The sequence below is a fragment of the Mesorhizobium sp. M1428 genome (genome assembly GCF_040317515.1).
Classification (GTDB): Bacteria; Pseudomonadota; Alphaproteobacteria; order Rhizobiales; family Rhizobiaceae; genus Mesorhizobium.
Window position 1 is genome coordinate 50709 of the sequence record NZ_JAMYKT010000010.1, and the last position, 23389, is coordinate 74097.

Genomic DNA, 23389 nt, shown 5'->3' on the forward strand with positions numbered 1-23389 from the left:
AATGCCCGTTTCGAACATCCCCCGCATCGACCGCAACCTATGATGCGCTAGCGCGCAGTGCAGGCTAGACTGGGCAACATCGATAGCGAATGACGGCTGACATGGAACTCAGCATTCGCCCACTGACGCCCGATCTGTGGCCGGCGCTCGAGGACCTGTTCGGTGACAGCGCCGTGTGCAGTCGTTGTTGGTGTATGTACGGGCGGATCGGTGGTTCTTATCGAAAGCGGCCCGGCGAGGAAAACAAGGCAGCGTTCCGGCAAGCCGTCCAGCATGGTCCGCCTCCGGGTTTGCTTGCTTTCGACGGCGATGTGGCTGTCGGCTGGTGCCAGGTGACACCGCGAGATGCCCTGCCCTGGCTCGATCGGCTGTGGCAGCTCAAGCGCGTGGACGACAGGCCGGTCTGGTCCGTGTCCTGCCTCTACGTGCGAAAACAATACCGCCGGCGGGGCGTAACATCCCAGCTGATTGCACAGGCTCTGGAAGTCGCAAGGCGCGCAAATGCTCCGGCACTCGAAGCCTATCCTTTCGACGCCGACGTGTCGCCGAGCGCTTCCGGCAGCGGATATGCCTCCACCTTCGCGCGCGCCGGGTTCAAGGTCGTTGCCCGCAGGACGCCGGCCCGCCCGATCATGCGCTATGAATTCAAGCAGATTGCCGATCATCGCCTGTGATCGCAGCTTGAAGTTCGGCTACGGGTGGCAAGTTGTCATCCAGCCGCTATTGCGCCCGCTTCGCTTCTCGCTTTTGCGAGGATGGTCGTCTCCGGCGCAACGGCAAATTGCTCACAAAATGCGTCGATGTGATGCTGGCCCCGATCCGCGTCTCCAACGGCAACAAGGGCCAAGCCCCAGGCGAGGTCTGTTTGCACATAGTTTTCCAACGAAAAACGTCGAAATTTCATCTTGGATCGTTGTTCGAAACTAGCAGCAACGTCCTTTAGTTCGGTGATTCTGGACCAGTCCTGCTGGGCAGCATTGAGCGCCGCCAAAGTGGCGCGTTCAACCTGATAGGCGCTATCGTTACTATAGAATGAGCACCAGTTGGGAATCCGGCCCGATGAATCAATCGGGTCAATGCAAAGGTCAAAATTCGCTGACTTCGCCGTTCTTTTCCACCGGAGGCTTCCGCCTTTGAAAATTGGTACAAAGTCGATCGAGACGCCCCAACACGCGGAGAAGGTCATGCCTTTCAACGCCTGAAATTTCAGCAGATAGCGTATATGATTTGTCGGACTGCCAACCCAGAACAAATCCCCTACTCGTTGAAAATCGGATGCCAAGCCGCCTTCCAATGCTCCAGCGGCAATGTCGCCCAACGCTTTACCACGCTGAGGCGCACGACCGAGGTCTGGCTGCCGACGAAATCTTTCGATCAAGCTGGAGAACATCTAACCTCTTCAACGGCAATCGTAATGTTGAGCGTCACCGGCGAACATTACTGAACGCAAACAGATCAATCAAAGCCGTAGCGAGGCTCACCGACATTGCAACAGCTGGACTTCCGCAGCGGATCGCAGCTTGGCAAGTCTCACGTCTCCGGCCGAACGAACTGGCTGGCAACCCTAGTTGTAGGCGCGAAAGTCACCGTCGGGCGTGATTACCAACTCTGTGATGTTCGCCCGTTGTTTTCGATGTGATAGGTCAGGTTGACAAGGTAGACCCTAGGAACCCGTCAAAGTGGGTAAATGGAGCTATTAGGGACAATGCGTTCGCAGGAAGAATGGTCAAGCAATGAAGACGCTCGTGCATACAGAGAGCTCCGAACCCTAGTCGATAAATGGAAACGCCTCGGGCAGAAGACCTATCCGGATGGAACGGAGTGGATTGGCCATACCCCACATCGAGCGCCTCAAGCGCATTTGCATCAGCTGTATGCGCCACTTGGCGCCATCGGAATTAAGCAGCTTGAGTTTGAACTTTCGCATCGACTTCCAGATAATTTCCGTTGTTTTCTCATGCTTCACAACGGGATGGGTCTGTTTGCGAATTGTATAAGCGTATATGGGCTGCGACGTAGCTGGTCACGCACAAATTTGGTGGAGGCAGGTCAACAACCATTCTCCATACTGGAACCGAATATAGAGAGACGGCCAAGCAATGCACCAGACGATGTTCTCTTTATTGGTGCGCTAGGGGACAACGGAGATTTAATTTGCATGAATTCGGATGGGAGGGTCTTTCGCTGGGAGAGTGATGATCCTCTGTCCGGTTCGATCAAATCCTACCCAAGCGTGTTCACTTTCCTGCTGGAAGAAGCCAACGAGGTGGCGGCCCTGTTCGACCCGGGTGGGCGCGAACGCGACTGAACTCCGGCAACAGGCCACAGGCGGCCATTCAAACCGACTATCACCAGTCGCTTTTTTCACATCGGATGCCGGAAGACCCGGCGACGCCGCGTCGCGCCGAAGCCTAGGTTAGAGCCGAATTCCGGAGCCAGCCGCAGCCGCCATGCAGACCTATGACTTCATCATCGTCGGTTCCGGCTCGGCCGGCTCGGTCCTGGCCGAAAGGCTGTCGGCTTCCGGCCGCTTCTCGGTGCTGGTGCTCGAGGCCGGCGGCAGCGACCGTCGCTTCTACGTGCAGATGCCGCTCGGCTACGGCAAGACGTTCTTCGACCCGGCGGTCAACTGGAACTACAAAGCCGAGCCTGACCCTGGGCTTGCCGGCAATGCCGACCACTGGCCGCGCGGCAAGCTGCTCGGCGGCTCGAGTTCGATCAACGCCATGGTCTGGATCAGGGGCGCGCGCGAGGATTTCGACGCCTGGGCAGCGGCCGGCAATCCCGGCTGGGGCTTCGACGACCTGCTGCCCGCGTTCAAGGCGCTGGAGGACAATCAGGCCGGCGCCGACCAATGGCGCGGCGTCGGCGGGCCGCTGCATGTCACCGACTGCTCGACCTCCGTCCATCCGCTCACCAAGCGCTATCTCGCCGCCGCCAACCAGGCCGGCCTGCCGCTCAACCCGGATTTCAACGGCGCCTCGCAGGAAGGCGTCGGCGTCTACCAGATCACCACCAGGAACGGCCGCCGCATGTCGGCGGCGCGTGCCTTCCTGCGCCCGGCAATGAAGCGCAAAAACGTCCGCGTCGAGATCAACGCGCTGGCGACAAAAATCCTGTTCGAGGGCAAGCGCGCCGTCGGTGTCGAGTATCTCCAGAATGGCGAGACAAAGACCGCCCGTGCCGGCCGCGAGGTCATCCTGTCGGGCGGTTCGGTCAATTCGCCGCAACTGCTGCAGCTTTCCGGTGTCGGCCCGTCGGCGCTTCTCGGCGCGCTCGGCATTCCTGTCGTTCACGTCAACGAAAATGTCGGGGCAAACCTGCAGGACCATGTCGGCATCAACTACACCTTCAAGGGCCGGTTGCCGACGCTCAACCAGATCCTGCGCCCGTGGTGGGGCAAGCTGCTGGTCGGCATGCAATACGTGTTTTTGCGCTCAGGCCCGCTGTCGCTGTCGATGAACAATGCCGGCGGTTTCTTCCGCACTGACCCTGCGGCGGCACGGCCCAACATGCAGCTCTATTTCCAGGCGTTTTCGACGGTCATTCCAAAGAGCGGCGAACGGCCAATCCTGACACCCGATCCATGGCCGGGCTTTTCCATCGGGCTGTCCAATTGCCGTCCGTCGAGCCGCGGCGAAATCATGCTCCGTTCCGCCAATCCGCGCGACTATCCCAGAATCGTCGCCAACGCCTTTTCGACCGAGGCGGATGTCGCCGAAATGCTGGCGGCGGTGAAATTCGTCCGGAAGATCGCCTCGATGCCGGCGATGGCGGAGATCATCGAGGAAGAGGTTTTGCCGGGTCCGTCGATCACCTCCGATGCGGATCTCATTCAGGATTTCAGGAAGCGCTCGGGCACCGTCTATCACCCGGTCTCGACCTGCCGCATGGGGCCGGACGCGGCGCGCGCCGTCGTCGATCCGCGCCTGAAGGTGCACGACCTCGAATCCCTGCGCGTCATCGACGCCTCGATCTTTCCCGACAACATCACCGGCAACACCAACGCCGCCGCGATCATGACCGGATGGAAGGGCGCCGAACTGGTTCTGGAGGATCAGAAATGAAAATCACCGACGTCAAGACCTGGGTTGTCGGCAATCCGCCGCCCGGCATCGGCGGCAAGTATTTCATCTTCGTCAAGCTCACCACCGATGGCGGCGTCGTCGGCTATGGCGAAGCCTACAACGCCACCTTCTCGGCTCATGTCACGGCGAAGATGGTTGAGGACATGGCCGAGCGCTATCTCGTCGGCCGCGATCCGCACGACTTCGAAAACTTCTTCCGCCGAGCCTATTCATCCGGCTTCACCCAACGCCCCGACGTGTCGGGCATGGGCTGTTTCTCGGCGCTCGAAATCGCCTGCTGGGACATCATCGGCAAGGAGGCCGGCAAGCCAGTCTACAAGCTGCTTGGCGGCCAGGTACACGAAACGCTGCGTTCCTATACCTACCTCTACCCGCACAGCGGCAGCGTCCACTCCGAGGACGCCCGCGGCAAGAACGTCTACAACGATCCCGATCTGGCTGCAGCGTGCGCGCTCGAATATGTCGAGCAGGGTTTCAACGCCGTCAAGCTCGACCCGGCCGGCCCCTACACCGCCTTCGACGGCCACCAGCCGCGCCTCGTCGACATCGACCTCTCCGCCCGCATGGTCAAGGCGATCCGCGAGGCGGTCGGCACCAGAGCCGACATCCTGTTCGGCACGCACGGCCAGTTCACCGCATCGGGTGCGCTGCGCCTCGCCCGCGCCATCGAGCCCTACGATCCGCTGTGGTTCGAGGAGCCGGTGCCGCCCGACATGCCCGAAGTGATGGCTCAAGTCGCAAGGGGCACTTCGATCCCCATCGCGACAGGGGAAAGACTGACCACGAAATTCGAATTTGCCCGGGTCATCGAGAACCGTGCCGCGACCATTCTTCAGCCCGACCTTGGCCGCTCCGGCGGCATTCTCGAAACCAAGAAGATCGCCGCCATGGCCGAGGCCTATCACATCCAGGTCGCGCCGCACTGTTATTCCGGACCGATCGTCGGCGCCGCCAACATTCAGCTTGCAGTGACGCTGCCCAACTTCCTCATTCTGGAATCGCTGAAACAGTGGGACGGTTTTCATGAGAAGTTGCTTAAGAAGAAGATCGAATGGCAGGACGGTAACGTCATCCCGTCGAAGGAGCCCGGCCTCGGCGTCGAGCTCGACGAAGCCGTCTGCGAGGCGCATCCCTGGACCGGCAAGGACCTGCATTTGCAGATGATGCAGACGCCGCTGATGCCGTGACCTGTCGAGCGGGCGACAATATCACGCGATTTCAACGTGTTGGACGCAGGATAGGAATCACCGCCGAAAGAACTTGAATCAATCCCTCAACGGCTTGATTCAATATCTCAGCGTCAATGCGCCGGGCAGGATTTCGAAGGTCGCCGGTATGCGACCCGGCGATTCGCCGTCTATGTCGATCAGCGCGGCGTTCTTTTGCACATCGCCGAGCGGCTCGACAACCACTTTCTTGCCGCGCAGGATGGTGATCGCCGGATGGTTGCGGTGCCGCCCGCCATAGAGCAGGCGGATGTCCCAGATCAGCTTCAGCTTGCCGGCGGCGCGCAGGATGACGATGTCGAACTCGCCGTCGTCAAGCTCGGCGTCGGGCGCAATCATCATGCCGCCGCCGAAGAATTTGCCGTTGGCCACCGCCACCAGTGCCATGCGCGCCTCGACCGGGGCACCGTCGTCGATGGTGATCGCAACCTCCTGGAAGCGGTAACGGAGGAATTCCCAGACCGTGCGCCAGTAGAACAGCGCCCTGGCCGAAACCTTGCCCTTGCGCTTGTCGGCGTTGACCGCGCGGTCGGTAGCGCCGGAAAGCCCGAGACTGGCGATGTTGATGAAATGGCGGCTGGCCAGTGCGCCATGGTCGTCGACATAACTGATGCAGCCGGCATCGACCTTGCGCGGCTTGGCCTCGGCAATCCGCTTCAGCGTCAGATCGACATTGTTCGACAGGCCGAGCCCGCGGGCGAAGTCGATGCCGGTGCCGCAAGGCAGCAGCCCGAGTTCGGCCGTCCGGCCGCTCTCCCGGAAAGCCTTCAGCAGCCCGTCGGCGACCTCGCTGGCAGTGCCGTCGCCGCCTGCCGCGATCACCAGCTCGAAGCCGATGGCGGCAAGGTCGAGCGCCAGCCGTTCGGCGTCCCCCTCGGCCTGCGTTTCACGCAGCTCGAAATCGCCGAAATGTCTTTTCAGCGAAGCCGCAACCTCGGGCCAATGCCGCTTGAGCCTGCCGCCGCCGGCGATCGGATTGAGAACCACCGCGACCTTCAAGCCCGCCCTCCCCAAGGCCATCGAACACGCCTTCCAATTATTTGCCGGCATTGAAGCCCGCGCCGGCCCGCGGGGCAAGGGACGAACGCCCAATAACGCGGTTTCGGCATCGAGACGCCAAATCCCGGCCGCCGGCAGGCGGTGGGCGTCGAAGATCGGCAATCGCTCCAGTGCCGGACTCAGTCCCCGATAATCCCGCTATCCACAGGCTCGCGGCGGTTTCGCCAAACGCTTATCCGGCGTACATTAAACCCATCTCAGGCGGCTACCGATCGCCACGCCGAAAGGCAAAGCGGAACGGCGGATTTCCTGAGGCCCGTACGGCCCTGAACGAGAACAGGCTTGCCTGTTGGAGGGATGGACGCCGAGACCTACGGGGCCGCGGAAAGCGTGCGAACGCCGACGGCGGACCGATGCTGCCATGAAGGACGGCAAAAACCTTCGATGGCGCGCTGGGCAAAGCTCGCACGAGCGGAGACCGGCGTGGTCCGGAACGGACGCTGCCCTCGGGCGGCGACTGGCAGGACCGCCAAATCAAGGCCGGCATGGCGCGACATCTTTCGGGAGTTGCTGCCGCGACCGTGTCCTGATCTGACAGGGAGGCGCTGGGAGAAATCCCGGCGCCGACTGTCTTTGTGGCCTCGCTAGACGATTTTGCCGGCGACGCTTCACCCTGCGCCAAAATCAGCTACTATCCATTTGCCGTCGGGGGCCGTTTAAAAGGGCTGACGGCAGGGGGACATTTCATGACGCTCATCCAGAAGCTTGCTGTTGCCTATGCCTTCCTGTTCTTCGGTGTTGTTGCCATCGGCTATGTGCCGGCCTTCAACGATGCCGGCAGCAATCTGTTCGGCCTGTTCTCGCTGCAATGGTACGACGATTTGCTGCACGCCTTCTCCGGCGTCTGGGCGCTGGCTGCCGCCTTCATCTCGCACCGCCAGGCGGTGTTCTATTTCAAGCTATTCGGCTCGGTCTACTTGTTCGACGGCGTGCTCGGCCTGGTCACCGGTTCCGGCTGCCTCGATGGCGGCATTTTCATCAACGGCTTCCGCTCCCTGAACGACATCGAATTCCCGGCTCGCTTCTTCGCCAACCTGCCGCACATCGTCATCGGCGGCTTCGCCGTCTATGTCGGGTTCTGGCTGTCGAAACGTGTGTACGACCATTTCGCCGCGGCCTGACCGGCCATGTTCCTGTTCCTCTGGCTGAAGCGCATCATCAAGGCGATCCTCTGGCTCGTCGTCATTATCGTGTTGATCCCGATCGCCGGGCTGGCCTACGGCTTTCTCACGACGCCGTCGCTGGACACAACACCATTGCCGGGCGTGACTGAGGGTGCCCCGCCGAAGGCGCTGGCCGACAAGGTCCGTGCCGAGATCCCCGGCTACCAGCGGCCGGAGGAATCGACCTTTCTCACCTATCCGGAATGGGCCATCGTCTACGCCGCCCGCGAATATGCCGGCTTCGTCGACAAGAACCAGCCGAGCGGTTTTCCCTATCTCTCCTATATCGGCCGCTTCTGGCAGGACTATGCGATGGTCATCCGCGCCAGCTCCACCTACAAGTTCAACCTCGACAACCACCAGATGCTGGTGATCATCGGCACCAGCCACACGATCGAGCACGCTATCCAGTGGGCCTATGAGAATACGGTCGGCCGCGTCACCGAAGCGACAGCCGGCAAGCGCACCGCGGTCGACATCTACCAGGCGAAGGTGGCGGCGGACTATGCCGGTTTTCTCGACCAGGTGCCGTGGTACCAGTTTCCCTATGCCGAAAAGCGTGCCGGCCTGTTTGCCGTCCAGCCGGCAGCGGACGATAGCGCCGTCCGCACCAGCGAACGCAAGCTCGCCTTCGGCCTCGCCGACACCATCAAGCAGGGCTACGCCGATCTGATCAAGTCGGCGCTCGCCGCCACCACCGACCCGGCCTGCTCGACATTCACGTCTGGGCCAAGGGTCCGGTCAGCGAGGTGACGCGCAACGAGCCCGACACCTTGCTGGAGCGCGATCTCGGCGCCGACGGCACGGTCTTCGTCACCAGGCGCTACCAGGTGTTCACCGACATGATCCCGCGCCTGATCGGCAAGGGCGTCTCCTTCGTCGAGATCGGCGGCAATGACGAGATCATGGTCACTATGCTTTCCAATGACGAGATCAATGTTCCCGAAGGTGCGCGCGCACTGTTCAGCTACCCGCTTCCGGCGGAACCCTCCACGCGCCGCACCGGCCTGACCGTCGCCGTGCGCAAACTGCACCTCGTGCTGCCGGCGCTGATGACGGCGGGCGCCAGGCTCGAGCACGTCTACGATTACTGAGGCCTTTCGGTCACAGCCCGCCTCGACAAGACGTTGCGTGAGGCTCCGCCACGCTCATTCCACAATCGCGGCCAAATCCCGCCTTGTTCCGCAATGATTGATGATGCCGCAGCAATTTGTCCTGCGCACATGCGCCAGGCAACTCGGAGGGACAAGACCGTGATAAAGACCGCCCTTGTCGCCATGACCATCGTCGGCTGCGATTGCGACGCCAGGCTTTGCGAATATATCGGCGAGACGCCCGCCAAATGGTCGACCATCGCCGAATGCGAAGCGGCGATGAAAAGCCAGATGCTGCACGAGCGCAATTTCGACTATCCGCTGGTCTCGGGCATCTGCCGGACACAGAACTCGTCTTCGTCATCGCAGCTCGCTGCGACCGCTTCCGAGCCTGAATTGACGACGGCCAGCACGGCAGCGACAGACCCGCTGCCACCGGAACTGAGCCATCGGCCCAGTGCTGCGGTCGGAACGCAGGCTACGGCGACGGAAACGGAAGCCGTCCGGCCGGTGGCCTATGAAGCGGCGGTCGATGGCGGCCGCGCCGTGCTCTACCGCACGAAGGCCGGCTACGCCGTGGTCAAGACCGATCTCGACCGCGCCGCATCGGCAACGATCGGCATCGCCAGGCGTTCGGCGAACTGGCTGGCGACGAAGCTGCCTGACGGTCTGTAACCGCCGCTTCAGGCCGTGCCGATCAGTGCCTTGATGGCGCGATAAAAAATCGACGAAAACAGCTCGCCCGGATCGTATTGCCGCTTCTTCGCCAGGAAGGACGGCAGTTCCGGATAGGAGGCAAGAAGTTCCTTGCCCGTATAATGAAGCTGGTAGGGCAGGAAAAAACGCCCGCCATGCTTGATCGTCACGTCGATCAGCGCCCTTGTCAGCGCCCGCATCCTGGCATTGCCGTCGGCGTCTGTCGGCTGATTGATGTAGAGCACCAGCGAATAGGCCGGCTCCGGCGCATAGTTCAGCGCCACATCCTCCTTGTGGACGATGCGTACCGACGCGTTGAGCACCGCCAGACTCTGGTTGCGCAGGATCTCGCGCGCTTCCGCGATGAACGGGCTATAGGCCGCCCGCGGGATGAAATACTCGTGCAGGATGTCGGTCTCATCGAGCAGATCGTTGAACAGATACGGCACTGAATCGTGCATCGGATTGTTGCGCGTGACGAGGCAGGCCTCGCCCTCGGCCATTGCCGTCGTCCGCGCCACCGTGCAGCTCTCGAATTGCGGCTCCAGTGTCTTTTCGGTGAACCATTTCAGCTCCTGGAACAGGCTGCCCCATTTCGCCAGGTTGATGATCACCCGCTTGAGCCCGACCGAACCCGGTTCGCCGATTGCCGGCTGGTCGGCCGGCGGCTGGTCGGCCACCTTGTCATAGCGGTAGACGATCATATCCTCGAGGAAATTGCCCGGCGCAGTCGACAGATGCCCATAAAACAGACCGATCGCCCTGTTTGGCTCCAGCACCTCGGCGAAGAACTTTGGAAAGTCGTCCGATTTGATGATCTCGCGCGAGGTCCGGTAGACGGCGTTGCCGACGATGTCGAGCGTCGCCTCCAGCACCACGCCGAACAGGCCGTAGCCGCCGACGACGTGGCGGAACAGCTCGGTCTTTTCGGCTGGTGAGCAGGTTGTCACCGAACCGTCGGCCAGCATCACCCGCATCGAACGGATCGAGCCGGCGACCGAGCCGGCCTGGTGGTCCATGCCATGCGCGTTGACCGACAGCGAGCCGCCGACCGAAAAGATGTCGGTCGACTGCATCGCCTTCACCGCGAAGCGCGGGTGCAAAAGGTTCTGGATGTCGTGCCAGCGCGCGCCGGGCTGCAAGGTCATCGTCTTCGTCGCCGCATCGACGCTGACCTTGTTGAATTTGCGCATGTCGAGGACCAGTGCGTTGTCGTCGAAAGCGTGGCCGCCCATCGAATGGCGCACCGCCGCGATCGAGACCTTCAGGCCATTGGTGCGGGCAAAGGCCAACGCGCTCGCAATGTGGTCTTCCTCGCTGACTTCGATGACGCCGTAGACTGGCGTCATCGACAGGCCGCTGGCATCGTTGATGTCGCCGCCCTTGGTCAGCCATGGTAGCGCCGGATCGTAGGCTGGCGGGCCCTCCAGCGGCTTCTGAGCCAGGTCGATCCCGTCAATGTCGGCAATGCGCCCGGAATTCTTCTGCCCGGACGGACCGCGCGCCAGCCGCGCCACGGTCGTGCCGCCCCACAGCATCGCGCCGCCCACCACCGCCGCCCCCAGCAGCAGCCGCCGCGACAGGCGAAACCCCTTGCGTTCTTCGACCATGCTACCCCTCGCCGCCTCAGAGATAGCGCGAGCTTCCGGCAAAAACCATAGCCGGAGTGCGTAGCAGAACTAGAGCGGCAGTTGCGGCATCAGGAGCATTTTCTTATGGTTGCAGCGAAGGTATTTTTCGCGCTATGATTGAAAATACGAACGGATCCATGATGATGCTGACCATTGTAAGGGCGCCATTCCATGAAGCACCTGTCCCGCGCGATTCTGTCCCTGATGCTAGCGCTTGCTCCGATATCCGCTGAGGCTCAGGATTCCAGTCAGGGCGACGACAGCGTCGTCGCAGTCGCGCCTGACGATCCAGATATGGCGGCGGCGACTGCACAGGCACGTGCCAGCTTGGATGAATTCCTGGCATTATCCCAGACACCGCCACCTGGAACGGACACATTCAAACTGAAGGTGATGATCAAGGACGGAAACGTCACCGAACACTTCTGGGTCATCCCGTTCCAGCGGACCGAAAACGGATTCGTGGGGATATTGGCGAATGAGCCACATAGTGTCCACAACGTCGTGGCTGGCCAGTATATCGAATTCAACCGAGACGATATTTCCGACTGGGGATACACCAGAAACGGTCACCAGGTTGGCAGTTTCACCGTTTGTGTGATGTTCAAGTCGATGTCGAAGGAAGAAGTCGACTACATGCGTAGCCAATACGGCTTCGATTGCTGACCGCCCAGCCGGACTAATCCGCCTCCTCGTCCCTCGCCCCGATCTTGCGCACCAGTGCCGCGGTCGCGAGGATCGTGGCCAGGTCGGCGATCATCGGCGCAACATGCTTGGCATAGTCGAGCGGCACAGAGATGTCCGGCAGTTCGAAGAAGTTCTTCGTCTGCGGAAGCAGCAGAAAGCCGTCGCTGCCGTTGAGCGCGACGCGTGCCGGTTCCTTCGGCCATGTTTCGCCGAGCCATTCGAGCGCCTGCGCCAGCCGGCCGGTCACCAGCGGCCGCGCCGCTTCGATGTTGTCGGTGTGGAACTCATAGGCGGCGTCGAGTTCGGGTACGCCGCATGACAATTGTTCCGTCTTGCCGCCGAACATGCCTCGGAAGAAACCGACCACCATATTGGCACGGCGCGCCGCCACCAACTTTCCCGGGAACGGCGCAATGGTGTCGAACGCGATAATGACGCCCTTGAAGGCCTGCGATGTGGTCTTGCCGTTCCTCTCCAGCAGCGTCACCTCATAGAGCTCGACGCAAAGTCTTCGTACCGACCGGAAACGACGTCCTCGAAATATGAACGGTTGAACGCGCCAATCGTCTCGCGTGGCAGCCGATCGAAGGAGTTCGGCGTTACGCCATGCTGATAGCGCACGTCCTGGATGAAGCCGAAGACGATCGGCAGCAAGGTGTTGCGGAACGACTGCTGCAATTTGCGCGCTGGCCTGATCGCCTGGAGATAGAGCAGGATCGTCGCCAGGAATCCGCCGATATAGAGGAACACATGCGGGGTCGAGAACCACTGCTCGTTCGGGTCGGCAACCCCGTTGAAGAGCCAGGCCACAAACACCACGAAGACAACCACCGATCCGATGAACAGCGGCACCCGCCAGCGCGTCCGGCGATAGGCCGAAGCCCTTTGCGCCTCGTAGGCCTCGATGTCCTTCCTGAGGCCGGCGATCACCGCTTCGCTCGGCATGAAATCCGCAGTTTCCATCACCCACCCGCCGCCACAAGCCCGCCCGCGTTGGGCATGATAGCCGGTTTGATGGACCGCGTCAGCGCAGCCGTCAGCGCCCGGCACCGAAGATCGCATCGAGGCGGGCCAGAACCCTTTGCCTGGATTTTCCCGCCAGCGCTTCGACCGGCATCAGCCGCTCGTGATCGCCGGCGCGCAGCCGCATGAAGGCATGCAGCCGGTAGGCGGCGATGGTCCCGCGCGTGCCGGGATCGTCGCTGATGTCGACGACGAGAATGGCGCCGATGCGGCCCGGCCATGGCTGGCGCGCGAAGGCGGTGCCGAAGAAATCGCCGAGCCCATAGGCAACGAGCGTCTTGCCGATCCGCTCGATCGGCTGCACGACGTGGGCATGATGTCCGGCCACCAGGCCGACGCCATGTTCGGCCAGAAGCCGCGCCAGTGCCCGCGTCTTCGCACGCGGAAAATGCCGGAATTCCCAATCCCAATGCGGCACCGCGCAGAGGAGGTCGACACCCGAAGCGGCATCGTGCGGCCATTGCGTCGGATCGCCTCGCATCGAGACTCGGCCCGCGAACTGAGCCGCGCCGGTATTGCGCCACAAGGTAAAGGCGGCAAGGCCAATGGTCAGCGAACCAACCGCAAACCGCTCGACCGGAGCCGCAGTGCCGATCGTGCGGATGCCTAATTGCTCCAGCGCGGCGACGGTCTCGTCGAAGCCGGCAATACCCTGGTCGAGCACATGGTTGTTGGCCAGCGACAGTACCAGTTTTTCACGCGGGATGCCGACGGCGGCCAGGGCCTCGGCAAGGAACCGCTCGCTCATCGCGTGATGCGTGCCAAACCTTGTACCCAAAACAGCGCTCGGCCGCTCCACCACCGGGCTTTCGCAATTGCCGACCACTAGATCGGCCGAGGCAAGCAGTGCCGCAATCGCCGGATCGCAGTCCGGCGCGCGGCGATTGGCCACCGCCGAGATATCGCCGACGAAAGCCAGCCGCACCGTCCGCGCCGGCAGCGGTTCGAGCAGGGCTGCGGCCGCCGGTGCAAAGCCGCGCGCGTCGCCATCGAGCGAAGGCCAGAGGAAGCGTGGCAGCCAGGACAGTTTGTAGGAAAGCGGATAGTTCGACACGCGACGCCCAATCGTTTGCCTTGTGTAGACCGTCCGCCGGATTGATTGAAGCGTCGACTGTCATCGGTGAACCACAGGGCCACAGGCGCAGCGAATCAAATGCGTGTATGATCCACTGCGGAGCGACAAAAGGGGCGATCACGATGAAGCGTTTTTCCAGGCTGGTGGCGTGCGCCATCATTCTTCTCCTCCCGCTGGCTTCACCCAGCGCCGCGGCTCCCAAAGCGGCGGCCCTGTTTGAGGCAAAAACCGTAGCTGAACGCGACAGCGCTCTTGCCGCGCTGGAAGCCGCCGCGCCCGGCGATCCGGCCGCGACCTACGCCGCCGGCGCCGGCGAATTCTTCACCGCGCTGGAGATCCTGGCCGGCGGCCTGCACCACCACGGTTTCGAAAGCCCGCAATCCTTCATGCTGCCGCTGATGCGGCTGCCGGTGCCGGACAATGCCAATCCCGAGCCGCTGACCTACGAGCAATTCCGCGCCATTCTCGTCGCCTTCCGCGACCGGCTGGAGAAATCCGCAGCTACGCTGGGTTCGGTACCCGCCGACGCGGACATCGGCATGGTCATCGACCTAACCCGCCTCGGCATCGACCTCAACGAGGACGGCCAGATCGCGCCGGACGAAAGCGCCGCGGCGATCATGGCCTCTCTGTCAGGCACGGGCGGCGCGCCGGCCGATGCCGCCCTCGCCTTCCGCTTCGACCGCGCCGACGGCTATTGGCTGCAGGGCTATGCCGAGTTCCTGATGGCGCAGGCCGACTTCTGGCTGGCGCATGATTTCAGGAACACGTTCGACGGCTCCTTCCACATGCTGTTCCCGCGCGCAAAACTGCCGCTGCAGGATACGCTCGTGCCGCTGGACGGTGGCATGGGCGGCGGCATTCTGACGTCCGAATGGCGCCTCGCCGACTTCATCTCCCTGGTGCATCTCATCAACTGGCAAGTGGTCGAACCTGAACGCCGGCAAGCGGCACGCCGCCATCTCGTGGAAATGATCCGGCTGTCGCGCGAGGACTGGAAAGCCATCCGCGCCGAAACCGACAATGACCGCGAATGGCTGCCCGGGCCGCAACAGAAAGGCGCCAGCCCGCTCACCGGCCTCGAGGTCGGCGAGCAGCAGGTGCAGGCCTGGCTCGCCGCCCTGGCCATGGCCGAGGATCTCCTGGAAGGCCGCAGCTTGCTGCCGCATTTCCGCATCGCCGACAAGGGCATCAACATGAAGCGCTTCTTCGACGAGCCGAAGCCCTTCGACCTGGTGCTGTCGATCACCGGCCCGGCCATCGCGCCCTATCTCGAACGCGGCAAGGTTCTCACCAGCGAGGAGTTCAACCAGATCCAGCGCCAGTTCGGCGGCGCCGGGTTTCTGACGTTCGCCGTTTGGTTCAACTGAGGGCGTGCTTAGACGTCACTCCTGACAGCCTGCTGTCAGCAGCCAAATTGCGCCTCGCGCCACCCGCCACTCCGCTCTTTCCATTTTGGCCGATACCTCCCATATTCGGGCCATGGCCAGACTCTCCGACAAGAAAACGCCGCCGCCGGCGAATGACGAGCGCGCTTCGCCGCCCAAGCGGCGCAGTCCGCTGACCGATTTTCTCGATGCCTCGGAGCCTCTGTACAAGGGTGGCTTTGCCGAGGCGCCGCAGGCCGAGTTCAGCGGCGCGCCGCTGACCGGCTCGATTACCGACTGGGCCGAGCAGATCGAGCAGGAAGCCGAGAAGGAAGGGCGCATTTCCGGCAAAGTCGGCGGCAAATTAGCGAAGCCGGCGAAAAAGATCCCCGAACGCTCCTCTTCCCCCGGCCGTACGGCACGCGGCACCTCGATGGGCGGCGCGGCTTCGGCGCGGGAGCGCACTGCGGCCGGTCTCAATCCGGTTGCCGGCCTCGACATTTCTCTCGAAGATGCCGAGACGATGACCTCCAGCGGCGTTACCGCCACTGTGGCAGCGCTGTCGGCGCTGATCGAATCCGGCAATCCGCTGCACAAGGACGGCGTGCTGTGGACGCCGCACCGCCCGGCCCGGCCGGAGAAATCCGAAGGCGGCATCGCCATCAGGATGGTCTCGGATTTCGAGCCGGCCGGCGACCAGCCGACCGCGATCAAGGATCTCGTCGAGGGCGTCAACAGCAACGACCGCACCCAGGTGCTGCTCGGCGTCACCGGCTCGGGCAAGACCTTCACCATGGCCAAGGTAATCGAAGAGACGCAACGCCCCGCTCTGATCCTGGCGCCCAACAAGACGCTTGCCGCGCAACTCTATTCCGAGTTCAAGAAATTCTTCCCTGAAAACGCCGTCGAGTATTTCGTCAGCTACTACGACTATTACCAGCCTGAGGCCTATGTGCCCCGGACCGACACCTACATCGAGAAGGAATCCTCGATCAACGAGCAGATCGACCGCATGCGCCATTCGGCGACGCGCTCGCTGCTCGAGCGCGACGACGTCATCATCGTCGCCTCGGTGTCCTGCATCTACGGTATCGGCTCGGTCGAGACCTATACGGCGATGACCTTCCAGATGCAGATCGGCGACCGTCTCGACCAGCGCGCGTTGCTCGCCGACCTCGTCGCCCAGCAATACAAGCGCCAGGACATCAACTTCGTCCGCGGCTCGTTCCGGGTGCGCGGCGACACGATCGAGATCTTCCCGGCCCACCTCGAGGACCGCGCCTGGCGCATCTCGCTGTTCGGCGACGAGATCGAGGCGATCACCGAATTCGATCCGCTGACCGGCCAGAAAACCGGCGAGCTGAAGAGCGTCAAGATCTACGCCAATTCGCACTATGTGACGCCGCGCCCGACCTTGAATCAAGCCATCAAGTCGATCAAGGAAGAGCTGAAGTATCGCCTGCAAGAGCTTGAAAAGGCTGGCCGCCTGCTTGAGGCGCAGCGGCTTGAGCAGCGTACCCGCTTCGACCTGGAGATGCTGGAGGCGACCGGCTCCTGCGCCGGCATCGAGAACTATTCGCGCTATCTCACCGGCCGCCAGCCGGGCGATCCGCCACCGACCTTGTTCGAATACATTCCCGACAATGCGCTGGTCTTTGTCGACGAAAGCCATGTCACCATACCGCAGATCGGCGGCATGTATCGCGGCGACTTTCGCCGCAAGGCGACGCTGGCCGAGTATGGTTTCCGCCTGCCGTCCTGCATGGACAACCGGCCGCTGCGCTTCGAGGAATGGGACGCCATGCGCCCGCTTTCCGTCGCGGTTTCGGCGACGCCCGGCGGCTGGGAGATGGAGCAGTCCGGCGGCGTCTTCGCCGAGCAGGTCATCCGCCCGACCGGCCTCATCGACCCGCCGGTCGAGGTGCGTCCGGCCAAGACGCAGGTCGACGATGTCGTCGGCGAAATCCGCGACACGACAAAAGCCGGCTACCGCACGCTGGTCACCGTCCTGACCAAGCGCATGGCCGAGGACTTGACCGAGTATCTGCACGAGCAGGGCATTCGCGTCCGCTACATGCATTCCGACATCGACACGCTGGAGCGCATCGAGATCCTGCGCGACCTGCGCCTCGGCGCCTTCGACGTGCTGGTCGGCATCAACCTTCTGCGCGAAGGTCTCGACATTCCAGAATGTGGTTTCGTCGCCATTCTCGACGCCGACAAGGAGGGCTTCCTGCGCTCCGAAACCTCGCTGATCCAGACCATCGGCCGTGCCGCGCGTAATGTCGACGGCAAGGTCATCCTCTATGCCGACCAGATCACCGGCTCGATGGAGCGGGCGATGGCCGAGACCAACCGCCGTCGCGAAAAGCAGATGGAGTGGAACGCGGCCAACGGCATCACCCCGGAATCGGTCAAGTCGCGCATTTCGGACATCCTGGATTCAGTCTACGAGAAGGACCATGTCCGCGCCGACATTTCGCAGTTCACCGACAGCGCCGGCGCGATGATGGGCAACAATCTGAAGGCGCATCTCGACGCCCTGGACAAGCAGATGCGCGACGCCGCCGCCAATCTCGATTTCGAGAAGGCGGCCCGCATCCGCGACGAGATCAAGCGGCTGCGCGAGATGGAACTGTCCATCTCCGACGATCCGCTGGCCAAATATGCCGACATGGAAAGCCCGGTCTCGGGCCGCGAAAAAGGCAAGCACAACAAGGGCGTGGCCAAACATCGTACATCAGAGGAACAGGAGCGCTTCCGCAAGCTCGACGAGGCACGTGCCGCCGAAGAGGCAGCCAAGGCTGCACGGCCCAACCTCTTCCGCAAGCCGGAGCTCGACGAAATGGGCGCCGACGGCGCCGTGCCGGTCAAGAAGCCGCTGTTCGCGAAACCTTCGTTGGACGATATGGGACCTGGGACCGACATGCCGACGCCGTCAGGCGCGGTGTCCCGTTCGCTGTTCAAGAAACAGTCGGCGCAGGAGGCGCACGGCTCGGATTTCGGTATACCGGGTGAACCGACCAAGCCGCTGTTCAGGAAGAACTCACTGGACGAGATGACGGTGCGGCGGACCGAGAAGCCGGTTGAGGGAAAAGTGCCGGCGAAACCACAGCCAATCTCCCCCCGTGTGGGGGAGATGCCCGGCAGGGCAGAGGGGGGCGCGAAGGAACACGACGTTTCCGCCAAACCCATTGTCCGCCAGCGTGCCGGTATCGGCTCCTACGAGGATCCCGCCGACGCCCGCCGCGAAAAGCGCCGCACCGGCAAGACGGGTCGGCCGGGACGGTAGCGATCCTTCGCGCCCCCCTCTGTCCTGCCGGACATCTCCCCCACAAGGGGGGAGATTGGCAGCTTCGGCGCTCCGCTCACTCCAGTGCCAACCGCTTGCCATCCGCCCCGCCGCTGGTGTAACCCAATCCCTATACTCGAACATTCTGAAAGGAGGGCTGCGTGTATTTCGACCACCACCGTCAGCGCGGCCCTGTCTCTGCCCTGCGAGCTTGCTTGCAGGGCTGACCAGAGACGGTCCGGGTTTTTCTTCCCGCTTCGATTTTTTTGGTCCGCCCTTCGTGGTGCTGCAACGCCGAGCCTGATGGCCAGCCTGCGCACCGTCAAAGTGCATCAGCCGGAATCACTCCGGACAGACCAGAGAAATCGACATGGCCCTGATCAGCCTCAAGTCCCTCGGCGTCACCATGAGTGCGCCGCTCTTCTCCCATCTCAACCTCACCATCGGCGCCGGCGACCGGCTCGGCATCGTCGCCGCCAATGGTCGCGGCAAATCCACTTTGTTGAGGTGCCTGACGGGCGAGTTCGAAGCCACCACAGGCGACATCACCCGCACGCGCGGCCTGCGCGTCGGCTATGTCGAGCAAATCATCCCCGCCGCGCTGGCCGGGCGCAGCTTTCATGAGGTGGTGGCCGACGCCTTGCCGGCCGAGCAGGCCGAAAGCGAGCAATGGCGCGTCGATGTGGTTCTCGACTCGCTCGACGTGCCGCAGCCGATGCGCGAGCGGCCGATGCGGGCCTTAAGCGGCGGCTGGCAAAGGCTGGCGCTGATCGCCCGCGTCTGGGTCACCGATCCCGATGTCCTGCTTCTCGACGAACCGACCAACCATCTCGACCTCGCCAAGATCAGCCAGCTCGAGACCTGGCTGAACGCGCTGCCGCGCGAGGTGCCGGTGGTGATCGCCAGCCACGACCGGGCGTTCCTCGACGCGACGACCAACCGCACGCTGTTCCTGCGTCCCGAACAATCGCCGGTGTTTTCGCGGTCCTATTCGCGGGCGAGGCTTGCGCTGGACGAGGTCGACGCCTCGACCGAACGCAAATTCCAGCGCGACATGAAAGTGGCGCAGCAGCTGCGCCGACAGGCGGCCAAGCTCAACAATATCGGCATCAATTCCGGCAGCGACCTTTTGACGGTCAAGACCAAGCAGCTCAACCAGCGGGCAGAGCGCCTGGAAGAAGCGGCAGCGCCGGCACACCGCGAAAGATCGGCGGGCGCGATCAAGCTCGCCAATCGCGGCAGCCATGCCAAGGTGCTGATCACGCTCGACGATTTGGTGGTCGGAACGCCTGACGGCACGGTTCTGTTCAGCACCGGCAAGCGCCATATCTGCCAGGGCGACCGCATCGTCCTGCTCGGCCGTAACGGCGTCGGCAAATCACGGCTGATCGGCCTGATCCGGAATGCCATCGTCGCGCCGGAAACGGCAGCGCAAGGCGTGAAGGTGACGCCGTCGACCGTGCTTGGCTATAGCGACCAGGCGTTGTCGGGCATCGGCGGCGACGACACGCCGCTGGCGATGCTCTCGCGCAGATTCGATGTCGGCGAGCAGCGCGCCCGCTCGCTGCTGGCGGGCGCCGGCGTTAGCATCGACATGCAGGAGCGCAGGATCGGCGTGCTGTCGGGCGGACAGAAGGCGCGGCTGATGATGCTGGCGCTCAGGCTCGCCAATCCCAATTTCTATTTGCTCGACGAGCCGACCAACCACCTCGATATTGATGGCCAGGAAGCGCTGGAAGCGGAATTGCTGGAACGTCAGGCGAGCTGCCTGCTCGCCTCGCACGACCGCTCCTTCATCCGCGCGGTTGGCAACCGCTTCTGGCTGATCAAGAACGGCGGCTGACCGAAGTCGACGACCCGGAGGGGTTCTTCCAGGAGGTTGCCGAAGCGGGCAGCTGAAAAATTGCGGAAAAAATTCCGGCGCTCTGTCGGATGATGATCGCATGCCACGTCCTTGGGACGCCGACACGGTGATGCCGGCGCCAATCGAGGAGAAAGCATCATGTCTATTCTGTCATCCATAGGCCACGCCGTAACGCGTTACTCGGCGGCTCGCGCCCGTTATCGCAGCGAACGCGCCATCCTTTCATTGCCGATCGAGCTGCGCAAAGATATTGGCTGGCCGGAAATCGTCGTCGACGCGCAAAACAGCCCGCGGATTCGCATCGAAGGTTGAAAGGTGGCAGTTGGCCGTCGCGGCAGACGCCATTTCGAATCCAAAAAACCATCGGCCGTGTAGGATCGTCGCCGTTCCGTTCGTCCTGTGGTTCGCAAAGGCAAACCAGACGCAAAGAGGAGCATGACATGAATGACCAGCCGCAGACCCAGCCCGCCGCCAAAGTGCTTGGCGGATTGACGCCCTACCTTCAGCTGGACGGCGCTTTCAAAGCCGCAGAATTTTACCAAAAGGCCTTCGGTGCCGAGCAGGTCTTTGCCTATCCGTCGGACGAACAGGGCCGTACCATGCATATCCATCTCCACATCAACGGTTCGACCCTGATGCTTTCCGACTTCTATCCCGAGCATGGAATGGCCGCTGTGAAGCCGCAGGGCTACACCATGCAGCTCCATCTCGGCAGCGACGACATCGACGCCTGGTGGAAGCGGGCCATCGAGGCAGGCTGCGAGGAAGTCGTGCCGTTGCAGGTGATGTTCTGGGGCGACCGCTGGGGCAATATGCGTGATCCGTTCGGCGTCGAATGGGCCATGAACGCACCGGTGAAAGCAGCTTAGCATCCCACGCAGGCTGTGTCTGAAATCACCTCTCCCCGCTGTAGAGGGAGAGGAAAACAATCGCATGGAGGAAGACAGATGTCCTATGTCGACGGTTTCGTGCTGGCGGTGCCGAAAGCAAAGCTCGATGCCTACAAGAAGATGGCGCAAATGGGCGGCGCGGTCTGGAAGGAGCATGGCGCGTTGGCCTATGTCGAATGCATTGGCGACGACGTACCCTATGGCGAGGTCACCTCGTTCCCGCGCGCCGTGCAGGCCAAGGAAGACGAGGTCGTCGTCTTCTCCTGGGTCGTCTATGAATCCAGGCAGCATCGTGATGCGGTGATGGCCAAGGTGATGGCCGATCCTCGTCTCAAGCAGGACTGGGAGACCATGCCGTTCGACGGCAAGCGCATGATCTTTGGCGGTTTTCAGCCCTTCATCGAGCTGTAGGCGCCCCTCGATCAAGTTTATCGAGCAGCGGCTTCAGCCGGTCGCCATAGCGCTTCCACAGGTCGACCGAGCCCTGATACATCGGCTGGCGCACTTGCGCAGCCGACGCCGTTCGCACCGGCCGGTCGGTCTGGTGGAACGACAGCACGGCGTCGTCCCACCGCAGGCCGAGATGGGCGATCAGCGCCCGCGACTGGGCTTCCTGGTCGGCGACGAAATCCTCGTAGCGAACGTCGTGCACGGCATCAGGCAGCACGGCGTGCCAGTGCGCCATGATATCGGTGTAGAGATTGTGGAAATCGGCGAGCTCGTCGAGATCGTAGCCGTAGCGATGGCTGTCGCCGCGGAAGTGCACCTTGTAGATCGACAGGCAGGTCGCCGCCGCATCGCGCGCGCAATGGATTATCTTGGCCTGCGGCAGCATCATGTGGATGAAACCGATCAACAGGAAATTGCCGGGCATCTTGTCGGTGACGTGCCGAAAACCCGGATAGCGGGCATGCAGCATGTCGAGATAGGCCTGGCCGGCCTCGGCATAGGCTTTGTCGGGCATGTCGGCGATGCCCCAGGGAAAGCCGCCCTTCATGCCGAGTGGAAACTGCTTGCCGACCGCCGTCTTCAATATGCTGAGCTCGCCGGCGCCATAGACCTGCGGATGGCTGGCGATGATCTGCTCGACCAGCGTGGTGCCGGAACGCGGCATGCCGACAACGAAGATCGGCGTGTCGTCGGCGATCCCGCTCGGCCTGTGCCTTTCAAAAAAGGCCTTGTCGAACACCGCCTTCATCGCCTCGAACTCGCCGCGCGTCTTGCCGGCGTCGTAGTCGATGCCCTGGCGGCGGATCGCGTTGCCTTCGGCGAAATAGTCGAAGGCGCGGCCATACTCCCTGAGGTCGTCATTGGCCTTGCCGAGGCCAAAGGAAAGCTGCATGCGCGCCAGACTGCCTTGCGGCGCCTTGGTGTGCTCCGCCTCCATGCGGGCAAGCTCGGCGTCGCGCTCCTTCTGGCGCTTGACCTGGGTAAGCATCAGCCAGGCCCTGGCCATGCCGGGGTCCACCGCCAGCGCCTGCCTGAAAAGATCCGCAGCCTCGTCGAGATTGCCCTTTTCCATCAGCCCGACACCCAGGCCGTGCAAAAGATCGGCATCCTTCGGCCGGATCGTCAGCGCCTCGCGAAAAACAGTCAGTGCCTCATCCAGCCGGCCCGCTTCCTGCAGCGTTTCGGCAAGTCCGACGCGGGCGCGGACATGGAACGGGTTGCGGCCGATCGTGCCGCGATAAATATCCTCGGCGCCTTCGAATTGGCCGAGCTGCTTCAGTGACGAGCCGAGATTGTCACGCGCCGCCAACTGGTCCGGCCGGATCGCCACCACCTTGCGGAAGAGATCGGCGGCGGCCGCGACCCGGCCGAGGTCGCGCAACACGGTGCCCAGATTGTTGAGGAAATCCGGATTGTTCGGCTGCAGACGCACCGATTGTTCGATCAGCGCCAGCCCCTCGGCGCTGCGCCCGGTCTGGTGCAGCAGAAGCCCGAGGAAATGCGCAGCAGCCGGGTGGTTGGCCTTTTGCGACAGCACCTGCCGGTAAAGCGCCTCGGCTTCCTGCCGGCGCCCCGCCTGGTGCAGCTGCAGCGCCTGCTGCACGTGCTGGTCGAGCCCCAGCGGCGGCTGTCCGCCTGAGCCGTAACGTGCGCCTGCCGGTTGTCTCGGATCTCTGTTGATGGGAAACCTGCCGTGTTGTCTGCCTGCCGCGATCTAGGCCATCGCTGCGGCACGTGCAAGAGCAGACGGCGGTCGCTACGAAGCAAACCTCCGAACCCCGGGG

21 protein-coding genes and 1 pseudogene are annotated in these 23389 nt (G+C 62.7%); 15 read left to right on the forward strand and 7 right to left on the reverse strand.

The genetic code is table 11. From position 1 onward, the window contains the following. The first annotated feature begins 89 nt into the window (after nt 1–89). Nucleotides 90–674, forward strand: coding sequence for a GNAT family N-acetyltransferase (locus NKG60_RS16035; RefSeq protein WP_352664741.1), 585 nt, complete (start codon nt 90–92; stop codon nt 672–674). Between the two features lie 35 nt (nt 675–709). On the opposite strand, the gene NKG60_RS16040 is transcribed toward NKG60_RS16035, so the two are convergent. Beyond that, a complete protein-coding gene (locus NKG60_RS16040) occupies nt 710–1390 on the reverse strand; it encodes a hypothetical protein (protein WP_352664739.1) in 681 nt (226 codons plus the stop codon). Between the two features lie 315 nt (nt 1391–1705). Between NKG60_RS16040 and NKG60_RS16045 the strand changes: the two genes are divergently transcribed. The 3 genes from NKG60_RS16045 (at nt 1706) to NKG60_RS16055 (ending at nt 5275) form a co-directional block, all read left to right on the forward strand. Continuing rightward, nucleotides 1706–2308: an SMI1/KNR4 family protein gene (locus NKG60_RS16045; protein WP_352863562.1), complete on the forward strand. Its 603-nt coding sequence runs from the start codon at nt 1706–1708 to the stop codon at nt 2306–2308. Between the two features lie 142 nt (nt 2309–2450). Beyond that, a complete protein-coding gene (locus NKG60_RS16050) occupies nt 2451–4067 on the forward strand; it encodes a GMC family oxidoreductase (protein ID WP_352664735.1) in 1617 nt (538 codons plus the stop codon). After that, nucleotides 4064–5275, forward strand: coding sequence for a mandelate racemase/muconate lactonizing enzyme family protein (locus NKG60_RS16055; protein ID WP_352975129.1), 1212 nt, complete (start codon nt 4064–4066; stop codon nt 5273–5275). Before NKG60_RS16050 ends, NKG60_RS16055 begins: the two co-directional genes overlap by 4 nt. 99 nt (nt 5276–5374) lie before the next feature. Here NKG60_RS16055 and NKG60_RS16060 read toward each other — a convergent pair whose 3' ends face one another. Next, nucleotides 5375–6313: a diacylglycerol/lipid kinase family protein gene (locus NKG60_RS16060; protein ID WP_352664731.1), complete on the reverse strand. Its 939-nt coding sequence runs from the start codon at nt 6311–6313 to the stop codon at nt 5375–5377. A 746-nt stretch (nt 6314–7059) separates the two neighbouring features. On the opposite strand from NKG60_RS16060, the gene NKG60_RS16065 reads away from it, so the two are divergent. The 4 genes from NKG60_RS16065 (at nt 7060) to NKG60_RS16080 (ending at nt 9305) form a co-directional block, all read left to right on the forward strand. After that, entirely contained in the window at nt 7060–7494 is a 435-nt protein-coding gene (locus tag NKG60_RS16065; protein ID WP_352664729.1) for a DUF4383 domain-containing protein, read from the forward strand. Nucleotides 7495–7500: 6 nt separating this feature from the next. After that, on the forward strand, nt 7501–8289 hold the full coding sequence (locus NKG60_RS16070; protein ID WP_352975130.1) for a hypothetical protein: 789 nt from the start codon (nt 7501–7503) through the stop codon (nt 8287–8289). Next, the gene (locus NKG60_RS16075; protein WP_352975131.1) at nt 8286–8630 is read left to right on the forward strand and encodes a hypothetical protein; all 345 of its coding nucleotides are present in this window, start codon (nt 8286–8288) and stop codon (nt 8628–8630) included. The genes NKG60_RS16070 and NKG60_RS16075 overlap by 4 nt, the downstream gene beginning before the upstream one ends. Nucleotides 8631–8789: 159 nt before the next feature. Next, a complete protein-coding gene (locus NKG60_RS16080) occupies nt 8790–9305 on the forward strand; it encodes a hypothetical protein (RefSeq protein ID WP_352664725.1) in 516 nt (171 codons plus the stop codon). Between the two features lie 8 nt (nt 9306–9313). Here NKG60_RS16080 and NKG60_RS16085 read toward each other — a convergent pair whose 3' ends face one another. Further along, nucleotides 9314–10936, reverse strand: coding sequence for an FAD-binding oxidoreductase (locus tag NKG60_RS16085; protein WP_352975132.1), 1623 nt, complete (start codon nt 10934–10936; stop codon nt 9314–9316). Nucleotides 10937–11128: 192 nt separating this feature from the next. Between NKG60_RS16085 and NKG60_RS16090 the strand changes: the two genes are divergently transcribed. Beyond that, nucleotides 11129–11623: a YegJ family protein gene (locus NKG60_RS16090; RefSeq protein ID WP_352664721.1), complete on the forward strand. Its 495-nt coding sequence runs from the start codon at nt 11129–11131 to the stop codon at nt 11621–11623. A gap of 13 nt (nt 11624–11636) precedes the next feature. Here NKG60_RS16090 and NKG60_RS16095 read toward each other — a convergent pair whose 3' ends face one another. The 3 genes from NKG60_RS16095 to NKG60_RS16105 form a co-directional block, all read right to left on the reverse strand. After that, complete coding sequence (locus tag NKG60_RS16095; protein WP_352975133.1) at nt 11637–12131, reverse strand: DUF3137 domain-containing protein; 495 nt, start codon at nt 12129–12131, stop codon at nt 11637–11639. Beyond that, nucleotides 12128–12607 (reverse strand): hypothetical protein, encoded by a 480-nt coding sequence (locus NKG60_RS16100; protein WP_352975134.1) that lies wholly within the window; start codon nt 12605–12607, stop codon nt 12128–12130. Before NKG60_RS16100 ends, NKG60_RS16095 begins: the two co-directional genes overlap by 4 nt. Nucleotides 12608–12680: 73 nt before the next feature. Beyond that, on the reverse strand, nt 12681–13721 hold the full coding sequence (locus NKG60_RS16105; protein ID WP_352664717.1) for a CapA family protein: 1041 nt from the start codon (nt 13719–13721) through the stop codon (nt 12681–12683). Between the two features lie 143 nt (nt 13722–13864). On the opposite strand from NKG60_RS16105, the gene NKG60_RS16110 reads away from it, so the two are divergent. The 6 genes and pseudogenes from NKG60_RS16110 (at nt 13865) to NKG60_RS16135 (ending at nt 21566) form a co-directional block, all read left to right on the forward strand. Further along, a complete protein-coding gene (locus NKG60_RS16110; protein WP_352664715.1) occupies nt 13865–15112 on the forward strand; it encodes a hypothetical protein in 1248 nt (415 codons plus the stop codon). Between the two features lie 112 nt (nt 15113–15224). Then, nucleotides 15225–18401: an excinuclease ABC subunit UvrB gene (uvrB, locus tag NKG60_RS16115; RefSeq protein ID WP_352664713.1), complete on the forward strand. Its 3177-nt coding sequence runs from the start codon at nt 15225–15227 to the stop codon at nt 18399–18401. A 370-nt stretch (nt 18402–18771) separates the two neighbouring features. Further along, nucleotides 18772–20300 (forward strand): annotated as a pseudogene (locus NKG60_RS16120) (ABC-F family ATP-binding cassette domain-containing protein). A gap of 103 nt (nt 20301–20403) precedes the next feature. After that, a complete protein-coding gene (locus NKG60_RS16125; protein ID WP_023719167.1) occupies nt 20404–20577 on the forward strand; it encodes a hypothetical protein in 174 nt (57 codons plus the stop codon). Between the two features lie 128 nt (nt 20578–20705). Then, on the forward strand, nt 20706–21134 hold the full coding sequence (locus NKG60_RS16130; protein ID WP_352664711.1) for a VOC family protein: 429 nt from the start codon (nt 20706–20708) through the stop codon (nt 21132–21134). Nucleotides 21135–21212: 78 nt separating this feature from the next. Further along, complete coding sequence (locus NKG60_RS16135; protein WP_352664709.1) at nt 21213–21566, forward strand: DUF1428 domain-containing protein; 354 nt, start codon at nt 21213–21215, stop codon at nt 21564–21566. Here NKG60_RS16135 and NKG60_RS16140 read toward each other — a convergent pair. Continuing rightward, nucleotides 21553–23208, reverse strand: a complete 1656-nt coding sequence (locus NKG60_RS16140) for a tetratricopeptide repeat-containing sulfotransferase family protein (RefSeq protein WP_352664707.1) — start codon at nt 23206–23208, stop codon at nt 21553–21555. The genes NKG60_RS16135 and NKG60_RS16140 overlap by 14 nt on opposite strands. Between the last annotated feature and the right edge of the window lie 181 nt (nt 23209–23389).